Consider the following 15,099-nt stretch of genomic DNA (forward strand, 5'->3'; position numbering starts at 1 on the left):
ATGACCTTTTCCGCCAACTTCTCGCTCGTCCTGCCTGAGGTCGTTCTCGCGATCGCGGCGCTGGTTCTGCTGGTCGCCGGCGCCTTCCGGGGCAAGGTCGGAGCCATCTTCACCCTGGCCGCTGTCGCCTCGCTGGTCGCGGCCGCCGCCACGGCGGTGCTGGGCCCGCACGGCCACGCCTTCAACGGGGTCTATGCGGCCGACGCCGCGGCGACCTACGCCAAGGTCGCCATCTACCTGTCCAGCGCCATCGCCGTAGTGCTGGGCGACCGCTGGCTGGCTCAGCGCGGCGATCAGAAGATCGAATATGCCGTCCTGGTGATCCTGGCCGCGCTCGGCATGGGCGTCACCGCCTCGGCCGGCGACCTGATCAGCCTCTATGTCGGGGTCGAGCTGCAGTCGCTGGCCCTGTACGTGCTGGCCGCCATGCGCCGTGACGACGCCAAGTCGTCGGAAGCGGGCCTGAAGTACTTCGTGCTGGGCGCGCTGTCGTCGGGCCTGCTGCTGTATGGCAGCTCGCTGATTTACGGCTTTACCGGCTCAACCCACTTCAGCCAGATCGCCCTGGCGGCCGCTCACGGCGGTTCGCACGGCGTGGGCTTGCTGTTCGGCCTGGTGTTCCTGATCTGCGGCCTGGCCTTCAAGGTCTCGGCCGCGCCGTTCCACATGTGGACGCCGGACGTCTACGAAGGCGCCCCGACCCCGGTCGTCGGCTTCTTCGCCGCCGCGCCGAAGCTGGCCGCCATGATGATGTTCGCCCGCGTGCTGGGCGACGCCTTCCCGGGCGCGACCGAGCAATGGCGCCAGATCCTGGTGATCGCGGCCCTGCTTTCGGTCTTCGTCGGCGCCTTCGCGGGCCTGGCCCAGACCAACTTGAAGCGCCTGTGGGCCTATTCGTCGATCGCCAATGTCGGCTACGCCCTGCTGGGTGTCGCGGCTGGCGGCGAGGTCGGCCTGCAGTCGATGCTGGTCTTCATGACCCTCTACATGGTCGACGTCACCGGCTTCTTCGCCTGCCTGCAGGCGCTGAACCGCGACGGCAAGCCGATGGAGACCATCGAGGACATGGCCGGCCTGATCAAGGAACGTCCCGGCATCGCCCTGGCCATGACCGCGTTCTCGCTCTCGGCCCTGGGCCTGCCGCCGTTCTCGGGCTTCTGGTCGAAGTTCTACGTCTTCAAGGCCGCCATCGGCACGGGCGACGTGATGATGCAGTGGGCCGCCGTACTTGGCCTGGTCGGCAGCGTGGTCGCGGCGTTCTATTACCTGCGCCTGATCAAGGCGATCTGGTTCGACGCCTCGACGGGTTCGGTCGACGCCCCGTCGCCGTCGGCCCGCGCCGTCGGCTTCGCGGCCGCGATCTTCTCATTCCCGATCGTGCTGGTGGCCCTGATCTGGATCGATCCCGCCGCCAAGGCCGCCGCGGCGGCCTTTGGTCACGCGTGACGTGACGGGCTTGCCGCCCGTCGTCGTCCTCGACGAGATCGACTCCACCAACGCCGAGGCCCGACGCCGGGCCGAGGCGGGCGAGGGCGGGCCGCTGTGGCTGCTGGGCCTTCGCCAGACCGCCGGGCGCGGCCGCCGTGGTCGCGCCTGGGAGACCGGCGAGGGCAACCTCGCCGCCACCTTCCTTTTTCGCACCGACAAGCCGCCGGCCGAGGCCGCGCAGGTCTCGTTCGTCGCCGCCCTGGCCGTGGCCGACCTGCTGGCCGGATACGTGCCGGCCTCCCTCGTCAGCCTGAAGTGGCCGAACGACCCGCTGCTGGGCGGACTGAAGGTCAGCGGCATCCTGGTCGAGTCGGGCGCCTCGCCCCTCGGCGGCCTCTGGATTGCCGTCGGGATCGGGGTGAACCTGGCGCGCAAGCCGATCGATGCTGAACGTCCCGCCACCTCGATCGCCACCTATCGCGACAGCCCGCCGCCGCGGCCGACCGAGGCGATCGAAGCCCTGGCCGGCGCGTTCGAGCGCTGGTCGCGGGTTTGGACGTCGCTGGGCTTCCCCGCCGTCGCCGACGCCTGGACCGCTCGCGCCCACGGCCTGGGCGAACCGTGCACCGCGCGTCTTGGGACCGAGACGCTCGAGGGCGTCGCCGAGGGCCTGGACGGCGACGGCGCGCTGCGGCTTCGTCTGGATGATGGTCGAGTCCGCCGGATCACCGCCGGCGACGTGTTTTTCGGAGGCGCGTGATGCTGCTCGCCATTGAACAGGGCAACACCAACACCATGTTCGCCATTCACGACGGCCAGTCGTGGGTGGCGCAATGGCGTTCGGCCACCGAGAGCACCCGCACCGCCGACGAGTACGTGGTCTGGCTCTCGCAGCTTCTGTCGATGCAGGGGCTGGGCTTTCGGGCCATCGACGCGGTGATCATTTCCAGCGTCGTGCCGCAGTCGATCTTCAACCTGCGCAACCTATCGCGCCGCTATTTCGGCGTCGAACCGCTGGTGATCGGCGAGAACGCCAATCTCGGCATCGAAGTGCGCATCGAAAAGCCTTCCGAAGCCGGCGCCGATCGCCTGGTCAACGCCATCGGGGCGGGAATGGTCTACAAGGGGCCGCTGATCGTCATCGACAGCGGCACGGCCACGACGTTTGATATCGTCGGGGACGACGGCGCCTTCGAGGGCGGCATCATCGCCCCGGGCATCAACCTTTCCATGCAGGCCCTGCACGAAGCGGCGGCCAAGCTGCCCCGGATCGCCATCCAGCGGCCCGCCGGTAACAGGATCGTGGGCACCGACACCGTGTCGGCCATGCAGTCTGGCGTGTTCTGGGGGTATATCTCTCTGATCGAGGGTCTCGTCACGCGCATCAAGGCCGAGCGCGGCGAGCCCATGACCGTCATCGCCACTGGCGGCGTCGCCTCGCTGTTCGAGGGCGCTACCGAAAGCATCGACCACTTCGACTCCGATCTGACGATCCGGGGTCTCCTCGAAATCTATCGCCGAAACACCATTTCCGAGACCTGATGAAAAAATCCAAGAGCGACGAACTCGTCTTCCTGCCGCTAGGCGGGTCGAACGAGATCGGCATGAACTTCAACCTGTACGGCTTCGGCCCGGCTCACGATCGCAAGTGGATCGTGGTCGACCTCGGCGTGACCTTCGGCGACCAGACGACGCCGGGCGTCGAGATCATCTTGCCGGATCCCTCGTATATCGAGCCCTATGCCAAGGACATCATCGGCATCGTCCTGACGCACGCGCACGAAGACCATCTGGGCGCGGTGCACTGGCTATGGCCGCGTCTGAAGGCGCCGGTCTACGCCACGCCGTTCACCGCCTTCCTGCTGCGTGAGAAGCTGCGCGACGCCGATCTGCTCGACGAGGTCCCGATCACCGAGGTGCCGCTGGGCGGCCGCTTCAAGCTCGGCCCGTTCGATCTGGAACTGATCACCCTGACGCACTCGATCCCGGAACCGAACGGCCTGGCGATCAAGACGCCGCTGGGCACCATCCTGCACACCGGCGACTGGAAGATCGACCCCGAGCCCCAGCTGGGCGCCCCGACCGACGAGGCCGCCATCCGCCGCCTTGGCGACGAGGGGGTGCTGGCCATGGTCTGCGACAGTACGAATGTCTTCGTGGAAGGCTCGGCCGGGTCCGAAGCCGACGTTCGGGAGGCGCTCGGGAACCTGATTAAAAGCCTGACCGGCAAGATCGCCGTGGCCTGCTTCGCCTCGAACGTGGCGCGCATGGACACCGTGATCCGCGCCGCCCAGGCCTGCGGCCGCAAGGTCTGCCTGGCCGGCCGCTCGATGCACCGCATGGCCGCCGCCGCGCGCTCGGTCGGGCTGCTGACCGGCATCGAGCCGTTCATCAACGACGACCAGGCCAAGCACCTGCCCGAGAACGAGATCCTGTTCCTGTGCACGGGCAGCCAGGGCGAGGCGCGCGCGGCCCTGTCGCGGATCGCCGACGGCAGCCATCCGCACGTCAAGCTGGGGTCTGGCGACCACGTGGTCTTCTCCTCAAGGGTCATCCCAGGCAACGAGATCCCGATCCGCAACCTGCAGAACAAGCTGGCCGACCGCGGCGTGCGTCTGCACACCGAACGCGACACGCCTGGCATCCACGTCTCGGGCCACCCGTGCCGGGAAGAGCTGCGCCAGATGTACTCGTGGGTGCGTCCGCAGATCGCCGTGCCGACCCACGGCGAGCGTCGCCACCTGATCGAGCACGCGGCCTTCGCCAAGGACCTGCAGGTGCCGTACGCCATCTCGCCGCGCAACGGCGACATGGTGCGTCTGGCGCCGGGCCTGCCGGAGATCATCGACGAGGTGCCGGCCGGCCGTCTCTATGTCGACGGCGGCGTCGTCACGCCCGAGAACGGCGACGCGCTGCGCGAGCGGAGGCACGCGGCGTTCAACGGCATGCTGGCCGTGTCGATCGTCCTGGACGGCCGCAACAAGATCGTTTCGGGCCCGCAGGTGCGTGGCATCGGCCTGACCGGCGACGAGGAATACACCCTCGACGACGCTCTCGACGATCTCGCCGAGGAAGCCGAGACCGCCTACAAGAAGCTCCAAGGCGACGCCCGCGAGTTGGACGAAGCGATCGAAAGCGCCATCTCGCGGGCCGTGAAGAAGGCGGCGTTCCGCATCTGGGAGCGCAAGCCGGTCGTCGAGACGACGGTCCTGCGGCTGTGATCATAGACGGGCGGCCACCGAAACACCGTGGTCGCCCGTATCTTTCCGCAATGCAGCACTGGTGCTAGGCCAATCGCCAACAACCAGAAAAGCGCGGGAGCTCTTGAAGGATGATCGGCAAGCTCAACCACGTCGGGGTCGCCACGCCCTCGATCGACGACTCGGTGAAGATGTATCGCGACCTGCTGGGCGCCACCTCGGTGACCGAGAAGTGGGCGATGCCGGAGCAGGGGGTGTGGGTCTGCTTCGTCAACCTGCCCAACAGCCAGATCGAGCTGATCGAGCCGTATGGTGAGAACTCGCCGATCCATGGCTTCCTGGCCAAGAATCCCAAGGGCGGCCAGCACCACATCTGCTTCGAGGTCGAGAACATCTACGAGGCCCGCGATGACCTTGTCGCCAAGGGCGCGACAGTGCTGGGCGAGCCCCGCATCGGGGCCCATGGCACGCTGATCATCTTCGTTCACCCCAAGGACATGGGCGGCCTGTTGGTCGAGCTCATGGAAACGCCGAAGGACGCTCACTGAATATGAGCCCGGTCACCTGGTTCGCGATCTACCTGACCATCTGGTGGACGGTGCTGTTCGCCGTGCTGCCGCTGGGTTCGCGCAGCTTCCACGAGGCCGGGATCACGCCGCCGCCGGGCGCGGACCCCGGCGCGCCAGTCAATCCGAACCTCAAGCGCAAGTTCATCACCACGACCTGGGTCTCGGCCATCGTGTTCGCGGTGCTGTTCGTGGTGTTCCACTTTCACTTGGTGAGCTTGCCCGACCTGCCGATGGGCGCCTGACGCGCGGATGCCCAAGCCTTGGGCGCGGAGCGAGCGATTTACCCCCGATCGCCCAAGCCTTGGGCGAACCGCCTCATTGTCAGCGCTTCCCCTGGATGGCCGTGCCCCAACACGTGTTGGGTAGGTAAGGTGACTTCAGGAGATCGGCCTGGCCGGTCTCGCTCTGTGGCGTCTTCCCCGACGATGACTTGAAAGGCCGCGCGGCGATCCGCGCGGCCTCTCTTTTATTCGCCGTCGGAGCCTTACTTTAGCCTCGCGCGTTGCCAAGCTGTCGGACGAGAGGCTATCTCAGGCCTCCTCGAATTCCCCGGAGTTTCCACGCGCATGCGCTTGTCGCGCTATTTCTTGCCGGTGCTGAAGGAAGCACCGTCCGACGCCCAGATCGTTTCGCACCAGCTGATGCTTCGCGCCGGCATGATCCGCCAGGAAGCTGCGGGCATCTATGCCTGGCTGCCGCTGGGCTTCCGCGTGCTGAAGAAGGTCGAGCAGATCGTCCGCGAGGAAATGGATCGCGCCGGCGCCATCGAGCTGCTGATGCCGACCTTGCAGCTGGCCGACCTGTGGCGCGAGTCGGGCCGCTACGACGCCTATGGCCCGGAGATGCTGCGCATCACCGACCGTCACGAGCGCGAGCTGCTGTACGGGCCCACCAACGAGGAAATGATCACCGAGATCTTCCGGGCCTATGTGCGGAGCTACAAGGACGTTCCCAAGAACCTGTACCACGTGCAGTGGAAGTTCCGGGACGAGCGCCGTCCGCGCTTTGGCGTGATGCGCGGCCGCGAGTTCCTGATGAAGGACGCCTACAGCTTCGACCTCGACGCCGAGGGCGCGCGCAAGGCCTATAACCGCATGTTCGTGGCCTATCTGAACCTGTTCTCGCGGATGGGGCTGAAGGCCGTGCCGATGCGGGCCGACACCGGCCCGATCGGCGGCGATCTCAGCCACGAGTTCATCGTCCTGGCCGACACCGGCGAAAGCGCCGTCTTCTGCCACAAGGACCTGGTCGAGATGCCGGCCCCCGGTCCGGACGTCGATTGGTTCGGCGACCTGCAGCCGCTGGTCAACCAGCGCACGGCGCTTTACGCCGCGACCGAGGAAATGCACGACGCGGCGGCCTTCGATGCGCTGCCTGAGGGCGACCGCCTGTCGGCGCGCGGCATCGAGGTCGGCCACATCTTCTCGTTCGGCACCAAGTATTCCGAGCCGATGAAGGCCACGGTCACCGGTCCCGATGGCAAGGACACGCCGGTCCAGATGGGCAGCTACGGCGTCGGCGTCTCGCGCCTGCTGGGCGCGATCATCGAGGCCAGCCATGACGAGGCCGGGATCATCTGGCCGGAAGGCGTTGCGCCGTTCGACGTCGGCATCGTCAACATGCGCCAAGGCGACGCCGCCTGCGACGCGGCCTGCGAGACGGCCTATGCCGCGCTCAAGGCCGCCGGCAAGGACGTGCTGTACGACGACACCGACGCCCGCGGCGGCGCCAAGTTCGCCACCATGGACCTGATCGGCCTGCCCTGGCAGCTGATCGTCGGCCCCAAGGGCATTGCCGAGGGCGTGGTCGAACTCAAGAACCGCAAGACCGGCGAGCGCCACACCGCCTCGCTGGACTCGATCCTCGACGGCCTGACCAAGAGCAAGACCGCCTGATGCCAGACACCCGCGCCGCCGGTCCCTTCAGTCGCTGGGAGCGCTCCGTCGCTCGCCGGTACCTGTTCGCCAAGCGCAAGAACGGCGGCGTGGCGCTGATCTCGATCATCTCGTTCTCCGCGGTGATGCTGGCGGTCTTCGCCCTAATTACCGTGATGAGCGTGATGAACGGCTTCCGGGCCGAGCTGCTGGGCCGGATCCTCGGTTTCAACGGCCACCTCTACGCCCAGTCGCCGCTGATCAACGGCCCGGATCGCGACACCATCATCCGCCGGATCAAGGCCTCGCCGGGCGTCATCCAGGCCGCGCCGATGGTCGAGGCCCAGGCCATGGTCATCGGCCCGACCCAGGTGACCGGCGCCATCGTGCGCGGCGTGAACACCTCTGATCTGCGGCACATGTCGCTGATTGCCGGCAACATCAAGAGCGGCGGGATCGACGGCTTCGGCCAGGGCGAGTACGGCGGCGACATCGTCCTGATCGGCGACCGCATGGCCCAGAGCCTGGGCGTTCGGCCGGGCGACGCCATCACCCTGATCTCACCAACAGGACCGGCCACCGCCTTCGGGACTTCGACCCGCGAGAAGAACTACATCGTCGGCGGGATCTTCAGCGTCGGCATGAGCCAGTTCGACGAGGCCTTCGTCTACATGCCGCTGGAACAGGCCCAGCTGTTCTTCGGCCGCGACACCTCGGTCGACTATGTTGAGATCAAGGTCGACGACCCGGATAAGGCCAAGGACCTCAAGCGCGCGGTCGAAGTGGCCAGCGGTCCCGGCGCCCTGGTCACCGACTGGCAGGACAAGAACCACAGCTATTTCACCGCCCTCCAGGTCGAGCGGAAGGTAATGCGGCTGATCCTGGGCTGCATCGTCGCCATCGCCACCCTGAACATCATCTCCAGCCTGGTCATGCTGGTGAAGAACAAGGGCAAGGACATCGCCATCCTGCGGACCATGGGCGCGGGGCAGGGGGCGATCTTGCGCATCTTCCTGATGGCCGGCGCCTCGATCGGCGTGGCCGGCACCCTATGCGGCCTGGCCCTGGGCGTGGTGTTCTGCGCCTACATCACGCCCATCCAGAACTTCGTGGAATGGGCAACCGGCACCGCCGTGTTCAGCGCCGACGTCTACATGCTTTCGCACATCCCGGCGAAGATCGACTGGACCGAGGTCGCGGGCATCGTGTCGCTGTCGGCTCTGTTCAGCGTGCTGGCGACTTTGCCGCCCGCCTGGCGCGCCTCGCGCCTCGATCCGGTGGAGGCGCTTCGCTATGAGTGAGCCGATCCTGGCCCTGCGCGGGGTCGAGCGCGTCTACAAGACCGAGGCCGGCGACCTGCCGGTGCTGCGCGGCGTCGACATCGACGTCTATCCCGGCGAAGTGGTCGGCCTGATTGGTCCCTCGGGCTCGGGCAAGTCCTCGCTGCTGCATTCGGCGGGGTTGCTGGAGCGTCCGGACGGCGGTCTGGTGGCGCTGGAGGGCCGCGACTGCTCCAAGCTGTCGGAGCGCGTGCGTACCCGCATCCGCCTGGGCACGGTCGGCTTCGTCTACCAGTTCCACCATCTGCTGCCCGAGTTCTCGGCGCTCGAGAACGTGGCCATGCCCCTGACCATCGCCGGCAAGAGCCGTCGCGAGGCCGAGGCGCGGGCCAAGGAACTGCTGGAAAGCCTGGGCCTGGGCCCGCGCATCAACCACCAACCGGCCCAGATGTCCGGCGGCGAACAGCAGCGCGTGGCCATCGCCCGGGCGCTGGCCAATCGCCCCAAGTTGCTGCTGGCCGACGAGCCGACCGGCAACCTCGACCCCGCCACCTCCGCGGCCGTGTTCCAGGCGCTGTACCAGGTCGCCCGCCAGCAGGGCGTCGCGGCCCTGATCGCGACCCACAACATGGAGCTGGCCCGCTACATGGATCGCGTCATGGCCCTCAAGGACGGCCACCTGGAAGCCCAGCGCTTCTAGAATTGGCGGCGGAAGGCGGTCTGCAGGACCGTCTGAGCTTGTCGCGGCGCCAAGCCCAGCCGCGCCCGGTCGCGGCGGAAGCTGTCGATGTGCAGCGCCTCGAAGACGATCTGGCTGTTGGGCTTGATATCCCAGCGATAGGCCGCCAGCCCCGACCAGCCATGCTCGGCGTTGTTGTCGGTGGCCTTGTTGGTCCGGTCGGTCGTCGAAAAGCGGTCGTAGCGCACCGTCGCCGAGCCCGGCCCCAGCGCCTTGCTCACCGAGACGTAGGCGGCGTCGAACCCCATGTCGGCCCAGATTCCATTGGCGTTCGAGCGGCCCATCAGGGTCTCGCCCGTCATGATCTGGGCCTTCACGGCTACGGTGTCGAGGTCTAGTCGCATGCCGAGATTCCAGAACCGCGTCTCCCACGACCATTCGCGGTTGGCGTCGACGCTGGTCCGGTCGCCTTCGTTCTCGTACCTGAGCAGGTCGAAGGCCAGGACGGGTGATGGCCGCCATTCGACGCGGCCGTAATAGCCGATCCGCCCATCGATCTCGGCCAAGGGCGTCGTCGACGGCGCCTGGCGCTGGGCCATCCGCGCGCTGAGCGGCGGCAGCGGAAAGCGGCCGAACACCGGTGACTTGAGGTCGTGCAGCGCCCAGCCGCGGAAGGTCAGCTCGGTGCCCGAGGTGTCGCCGTTCTTGAAGCCGCCGACGGTCAGGCTGAAGGCCTGGCCCGCCAGGGTGCGCCGGAGCGTGGCTTCGGCGCCGACGACCTTGGTTTCCTCGGCCACCCAGGTGTTGATCGCCGACGGTGTAAGGGTGTCGGGCACGGACCAGTCCAGGCCATCGTGCTCCAGCGAAATCGGCGGGTAGAACACCCCGGCCCGGGCCGACACGCGCAGCGCCGAGCCCGGTCGCGAGCGATAGGCTAGATAGCCTTCGCCCAGGTCGACCAGATGCCGCTGGCCGTCCTGGCTCTCGCCGACGATCACGGCCGACACGGTGTCGGAAAAGCGGGGGTTCCAGACCAGGGCCGCCTCGCCCAGGCGCACGCCTTGGTGGCCGTCGCCGAAGCGCGCCTTGCCGACGCGGCCGTCGATCCACGAGGCTTCGCCATCGGCGGCGACGAGGCGCAGATCAACGAGGCCGGAGACGGTGTCGCGGGAGAACAGCTCCGCCCGCGCCTGCGCCGAACCGGCGATCGCCAAGACCATGGCCGTCCCCACAACGGTCGAAGTCAGTCTCCCCATGCGTCGAACCTGCGGGAAGACCGCTGCGATTAAGTTAAAGCAGGGCCTGCTTCATGGCGGCGAAGAAGCCGGCCTGATTGATCTTCTTGATCACCCGCGCGTTGGGCGGCCGGCGTTTCAAGGCGGGGTCGGCTAACTCGATGTCCGGCAGGATTGCATGTGAGACGCTGAGATAGCCGCGCGTCAGCTCGCCCACCGTCTCGACATCGACGACACAATCCTCGGCCTCGAGGATCAGGGTCTCGTCCAGGGCGATCGCGCAGGTGAGGGCGTCGGGGTGCAGGCTGCCGTCCAGGCCTTCGATCTCGCGGGCGAAGGCGAGGGAGGCGCGGTTCACGTCGGTGAAGAACCGGGCCTTCTCGGTGCCCAGCGCCTCCAACTCGGCCAATTGGGTGGTGCTCCATAGGCCGTCTTGCAGTGTCAGGGTCCAGGTGGCGATCGATAGGTTGAAGCCGGCGTTGACGACGATCTTGGCCGCCTCGGGATCGACATAGAAGTTGTACTCGGCCGCCGGGGTGACGTTGCCGACGCCGTTGTCCGTGCCGCCCATGATCCACAGGTGCTTCAAGGCCCGGGCGATGCGCGGCTCGCGCAGGTAGGCGAGGGCGATATTGGTCAGCGGGGCCTGGGCGATCAGGGTGATCTCGCCGGGCGCGGCCATGATCCGGGCCACCAGCTCGTCGACCGCGTGGCCGTCGGCGGGGCGCTGGGCGGCCTTGGGAAAGGCGCTGTCGCTCATGCCGTCGCGGCCGAACACATAGGCGGCGTCGAGCGGCGCGCGGGTGAACGGCGCCTGGGCGCCCAGATAGACCGGAACCTGGCCCGCCTTGCCGCACCGTTCCAGCGTCACCAGCGCGTTCTCGGCGTGCTGGGCGAAGCCGACATTGCCATGGGCGATGGTGATGGCCTCGACGCTGACGCCGGGCCGGGTGAGGGCCAGCATCAGCGAGAAGACGTCGTCGCCGGCGGTGTCGGTGTCGATGATCAGGCGCATGGCTCCGATCTGCCCCGATCCGGGCGACTTGGCCATAGAGATCGGGCGGCGGCGCGCCCTAGCGAGTGACTCGCTCAAAGAAAATGCGGTGGAACGTCGCGGAACATCTTGTGAACAGAACAAAACCAGAATATGGAACAAAACAAGAAATCTGTGGAGGTTCCGATGATCCGTATCGCTCGTGAGTCTTTGGCGCTTGTGTCGGTCGCCAGCTTCGTCTGGATGATGTGTACGGTCGCCCAACTGGTGGCCTGAGTCGTGCGAGCGGCTGTCTTGTAGCGGAGGTCGGTCATGGCGGACGGGGAAGGACAGGGTTTCGTCCACCTGCGAGTCCGCTCGGCCTATTCGCTGCTGGAAGGCGCGATCAAGGCCGACCAGATCGGCAAGCTGGCCGCTGCCGGGGGCATGCCGGCGGCGGGGATCGCCGACCGCGCCAATCTGTTCGGGGCCTTGGAATACTCGTCCTACGCCAAGGACGCGGGGGTTCAGCCGATCATCGGCTGCGCCATCCCGATCACCGGCATCGGCGGCGGCCCGACCGAGCGTTGGGCCCGGGCGCCGACGATCATGCTGCTGGCCCAGAACGAGCGCGGCTATCTCAATCTCTCCGAACTCTCGTCGATCGCCTATCTCGACAGCGCCGAGCTGCCCGAGCCGATCGTGCCCTGGGCCAAGGTCGTCGAATACAGCGAAGGCCTGATCCTGTTGTCGGGCGGGACGGACGGCCCTGTCGACGCTCTGTTCGCGGCGGGCAAGACAGCCGAGGCCTCGGCGACGCTGGCCGAGATGCAACGTGTCTTCGGCGACCGCTTCTACGTCGAGCTGCAACGTCACGGCCTGCCCAAGCAGGCGGCGGCCGAGCCGGGCCTGGTCAATTGGGCCTACGAGCACGACGTGCCGTTGGTCGCCACCAACGACGTCTATTTCGTCAAGGAAAGCTTCTACGACGCCCATGATGCGCTGCTCTGCATCGCCGACGGCTCGTTCGTAGGCCAGGACGAACGCCGGCGGGTGACGCCCGAGCATTGGTTCAAGCCGCCGGCCGACATGCGCAAGCTGTTCTCGGACCTGCCGGAAGCCTGCGACAACACCCTCGACATCGCCCGCCGCTGCGCCTTCATGGTGCACAAGCGCGACCCCATCCTGCCCAGCTTCCCGACCGGCGACGGCCGCGACGAAGGCGAGGAACTGACGCACCAGGCGCAAGAAGGCCTACGGATGCGCCTCGCCGGCCTGGAACTGGCTGCGCCCGAGGACGCCTACTGGGACCGGCTAGCCTTCGAACTCGACATCATCAAGAAAATGGGATTCCCCGGCTACTTCCTGATCGTGTCGGACTTCATCAAGTGGGGTAAGTCGCACGGGATCCCGGTCGGTCCGGGGCGGGGTTCGGGCGCGGGCTCGCTGGTCGCTTGGGTGTTGACCATCACCGACCTCGACCCGCTGCGCTTCGGCTTGCTGTTCGAGCGCTTCCTCAATCCCGAGCGGGTTTCGATGCCCGACTTCGACATCGACTTCTGCCAGGAGCGACGTGAAGAGGTGATCTCCTACGTGCAGGAGAAGTACGGCCGCGACCGCGTGGCCCAGATCATCACCTTCGGCTCCCTTCAGGCCCGCGCCGTGCTGCGCGACGTCGGTCGCGTGATGCAACTGCCGCTGGGCCTGGTCGACCGTCTTTGCAAGATGGTGCCCAACAACCCGGCCGCGCCGGTGACCCTGGCCCAGGCCATCGACCTGGAACCGCGCCTGAAGCAGGCCAAGAAGGAAGACGCCAACGTTTCGGCCTGTCTGGACGTGGCCTTGCAACTAGAAGGCCTGTTCCGCAACGCCTCGACCCACGCCGCCGGCGTGGTGATCGCCGACCGGCCGCTGACCCAGCTGACCCCGCTCTACAAGGACCCGCGCTCGGATCTGCCGGCCACCCAGTTCAACATGAAGTGGGTCGAGAGCGCCGGCCTGGTGAAGTTCGACTTTCTGGGCCTGAAGACCCTGACGGTGCTGGACCGGGCGGTGAAGCACCTGAAGAAGCGCGGCATGGAGATCGACCTCGGTCGCCTGTCGTTCGACGACACCAAGAGTTACGAGCTGCTCGCCTCAGGCCAGACGGTCGGGGTGTTCCAGCTCGAAAGCCAGGGCATGCGCGACACCCTGCGCAAGATGCGCTGTGGTTCGATCGAGGAGATCACCGCGCTGATCTCGCTGTATCGCCCCGGCCCGATGGACAACATCGACACCTTCGTCGACTGCAAGTTCGGCCGCAAACCCGTCGATACCCTGCACCCCTCGCTGGAAACGGTGCTGAAGGAGACCTACGGCGTCATCGTCTACCAGGAACAGGTGATGCAGATCGCCCAGATCCTGGCGGGTTACAGCCTGGGCGAAGCCGACCTTCTGCGTCGCGCCATGGGCAAGAAGAAGAAGGAGGAGATGGATCTCCAGAAGATCCGTTTCGTCTCCGGGGCCAAGGAGAAGGGCGTTCCCGAAGAGCAGTCGGGCGCGATCTTCGAACTGGTGGCCAAGTTCGCCGGCTACGGCTTCAACAAGTCGCACGCCGCCGCCTACGCCTTCATCTCGTACCAGACCGCCTGGCTGAAGGCGAACACGCCGGTCGAGTTCTTCGCCGCGTCGATGAGCCTGGACTTGTCGAACACCGACAAGCTGGCCGTCTTCCATCAGGACGCCCGCCGCTTTGGCGTCACGGTGCGGGCCCCGGACGTCAATCGGTCGGGCGCCGATTTCGAGGTCGAGAACGGCGAGGTGCTCTACGCCCTGGGCGCCATCCGCAACGTCGGCCTCGAAGCCATGAAGCATCTGGTGGCGATCCGCGAGGAAGGCGGGCCGTTCCGCGACGTCTTCGACTTCGTCGAGCGGATCGACCCCAAGCAGGTCAACAAGCGCGCGATCGAAAACCTGGCCCGGGCCGGGGCCTTTGACCAGATCCACAAGAACCGCGCCCAGATCGTGGCTTCGGCCGACGTGCTGATCGCCTATGCCCAAAGCTGCCACGCCGACCGCCAGGGCGGGCAGGGCGGGCTGTTCGGTGCGGATCCCGGCGCCGGGCGTCCGCGGATGGCCAAGACCGAGAACTGGAACCAGGTCGACTTGCTGGACGAGGAGCTGTCGGCCGTCGGCTTCTATCTGACCGGTCACCCGCTGGAGGATATGGTCGCCATGCTGCGCCGCCGGCGCACGGTCATGCTGGCCGAGGCCATGGTCCAGGCCGAGGCGGGCATGGAGGCGTTCCGCATGTGCGGCGTCGTCCGCCGGCGCCAGGAGCGGGCCTCGCAGAGCGGCGAGAAGTTCGCCTTCGTCTCGCTGTCGGATCCGACTGGCGAATATGAGGTGCTGTTCCCGCCGGAATCGCTGCGCAAGTGCCGCGACGTGCTGGAGCCTGGCAAGGCCGTGGCCATCAAGGTCCGCGCCAAGGCGCGTGACGGCGAGGTGCGCTTCTTTGGCGACGACGCCGAGCCGATCGAGAAGGCCATTGAGAATGTGGTGGCCGGATTGCGGGTGCATCTCTCGCCGTCGGCGGCCGAGATCGACGCGCTCAAGCGCCGTCTGGAACCGGCCCAGGCCCAGAAGGGCGGGGAGGTGACCTTCGTCGCCGCGATTGGCGGCGGACGCGAGATCGAGCTACGCCTGCCGGGCCGCTATACGCTGGACGCCGCCCTGCGCGGCGCTCTGAAGACCGCGCCGGGTGTGGCGTTGTTGGAGGATGTATAGGAATATATTCCTATATCGGCATCGCGAGTTCGCTGCGTACCGGCCGCGCGGCTACGGTTTTATGTTGAAGAGCCCCGCATAGGGGCCGGAGCCTTG

General features: G+C 67.0%; 13 protein-coding genes. 11 read left to right on the plus strand and 2 right to left on the minus strand.

The window, feature by feature from the left end:
• From nuoN to AC1DSO_RS08605, 9 genes are all read left to right on the plus strand, one after another.
• The gene (gene nuoN, locus AC1DSO_RS08565; protein ID WP_477068427.1) at positions 1-1,446 is read left to right on the plus strand and encodes an NADH-quinone oxidoreductase subunit NuoN; all 1,446 of its coding nucleotides are present in this window, start codon (positions 1-3) and stop codon (positions 1,444-1,446) included.
• On the plus strand, positions 1,433-2,188 hold the full coding sequence (locus AC1DSO_RS08570) for a biotin--[acetyl-CoA-carboxylase] ligase (protein ID WP_477068428.1): 756 nt from the start codon (positions 1,433-1,435) through the stop codon (positions 2,186-2,188). The genes nuoN and AC1DSO_RS08570 overlap by 14 nt, the downstream gene beginning before the upstream one ends.
• The gene (locus AC1DSO_RS08575) at positions 2,185-2,970 is read left to right on the plus strand and encodes a type III pantothenate kinase (RefSeq protein ID WP_477068429.1); all 786 of its coding nucleotides are present in this window, start codon (positions 2,185-2,187) and stop codon (positions 2,968-2,970) included. The genes AC1DSO_RS08570 and AC1DSO_RS08575 overlap by 4 nt, the downstream gene beginning before the upstream one ends.
• Entirely contained in the window at positions 2,970-4,649 is a 1,680-nt protein-coding gene (locus AC1DSO_RS08580; RefSeq protein WP_477068430.1) for a ribonuclease J, read from the plus strand. Before AC1DSO_RS08575 ends, AC1DSO_RS08580 begins: the two co-directional genes overlap by 1 nt.
• 110 nt (positions 4,650-4,759) lie before the next feature.
• Positions 4,760-5,176 carry a methylmalonyl-CoA epimerase gene (mce, locus tag AC1DSO_RS08585; protein WP_477068431.1) on the plus strand — a complete coding sequence of 139 codons (417 nt, stop codon included), beginning with the start codon at positions 4,760-4,762 and terminating at the stop codon, positions 5,174-5,176.
• 2 nt (positions 5,177-5,178) lie between these two features.
• Positions 5,179-5,439, plus strand: a complete 261-nt coding sequence (locus AC1DSO_RS08590) for a DUF1467 family protein (RefSeq protein ID WP_477068432.1) — start codon at positions 5,179-5,181, stop codon at positions 5,437-5,439.
• Positions 5,440-5,763: 324 nt separating this feature from the next.
• Entirely contained in the window at positions 5,764-7,092 is a 1,329-nt protein-coding gene (gene proS / locus AC1DSO_RS08595; protein ID WP_477068433.1) for a proline--tRNA ligase, read from the plus strand.
• Positions 7,092-8,372: a lipoprotein-releasing ABC transporter permease subunit gene (locus AC1DSO_RS08600; protein WP_477068434.1), complete on the plus strand. Its 1,281-nt coding sequence runs from the start codon at positions 7,092-7,094 to the stop codon at positions 8,370-8,372. The genes proS and AC1DSO_RS08600 overlap by 1 nt, the downstream gene beginning before the upstream one ends.
• The gene (locus tag AC1DSO_RS08605) at positions 8,365-9,051 is read left to right on the plus strand and encodes an ABC transporter ATP-binding protein (protein ID WP_477068435.1); all 687 of its coding nucleotides are present in this window, start codon (positions 8,365-8,367) and stop codon (positions 9,049-9,051) included. Before AC1DSO_RS08600 ends, AC1DSO_RS08605 begins: the two co-directional genes overlap by 8 nt.
• On the opposite strand, the gene AC1DSO_RS08610 is transcribed toward AC1DSO_RS08605, so the two are convergent.
• Together AC1DSO_RS08610 and AC1DSO_RS08615 are read right to left on the minus strand one after the other, a co-directional pair.
• Positions 9,048-10,250: a hypothetical protein gene (locus AC1DSO_RS08610; protein ID WP_477068436.1), complete on the minus strand. Its 1,203-nt coding sequence runs from the start codon at positions 10,248-10,250 to the stop codon at positions 9,048-9,050. The two genes, AC1DSO_RS08605 and AC1DSO_RS08610, sit on opposite strands and share 4 nt — an antisense overlap.
• Positions 10,251-10,320: 70 nt before the next feature.
• Positions 10,321-11,280, minus strand: coding sequence for a nucleoside hydrolase (locus tag AC1DSO_RS08615; protein ID WP_477068437.1), 960 nt, complete (start codon positions 11,278-11,280; stop codon positions 10,321-10,323).
• A gap of 165 nt (positions 11,281-11,445) precedes the next feature.
• On the opposite strand from AC1DSO_RS08615, the gene sidA reads away from it, so the two are divergent.
• Together sidA and dnaE are read left to right on the plus strand one after the other, a co-directional pair.
• Entirely contained in the window at positions 11,446-11,535 is a 90-nt protein-coding gene (gene sidA, locus AC1DSO_RS08620; protein WP_156136740.1) for a cell division inhibitor SidA, read from the plus strand.
• 36 nt (positions 11,536-11,571) lie between these two features.
• Positions 11,572-15,003: a DNA polymerase III subunit alpha gene (dnaE, locus tag AC1DSO_RS08625; protein ID WP_477068438.1), complete on the plus strand. Its 3,432-nt coding sequence runs from the start codon at positions 11,572-11,574 to the stop codon at positions 15,001-15,003.
• Positions 15,004-15,099 lie beyond the last annotated feature (96 nt).

Source organism: Caulobacter sp. P4_E5 (assembly GCF_056401555.1).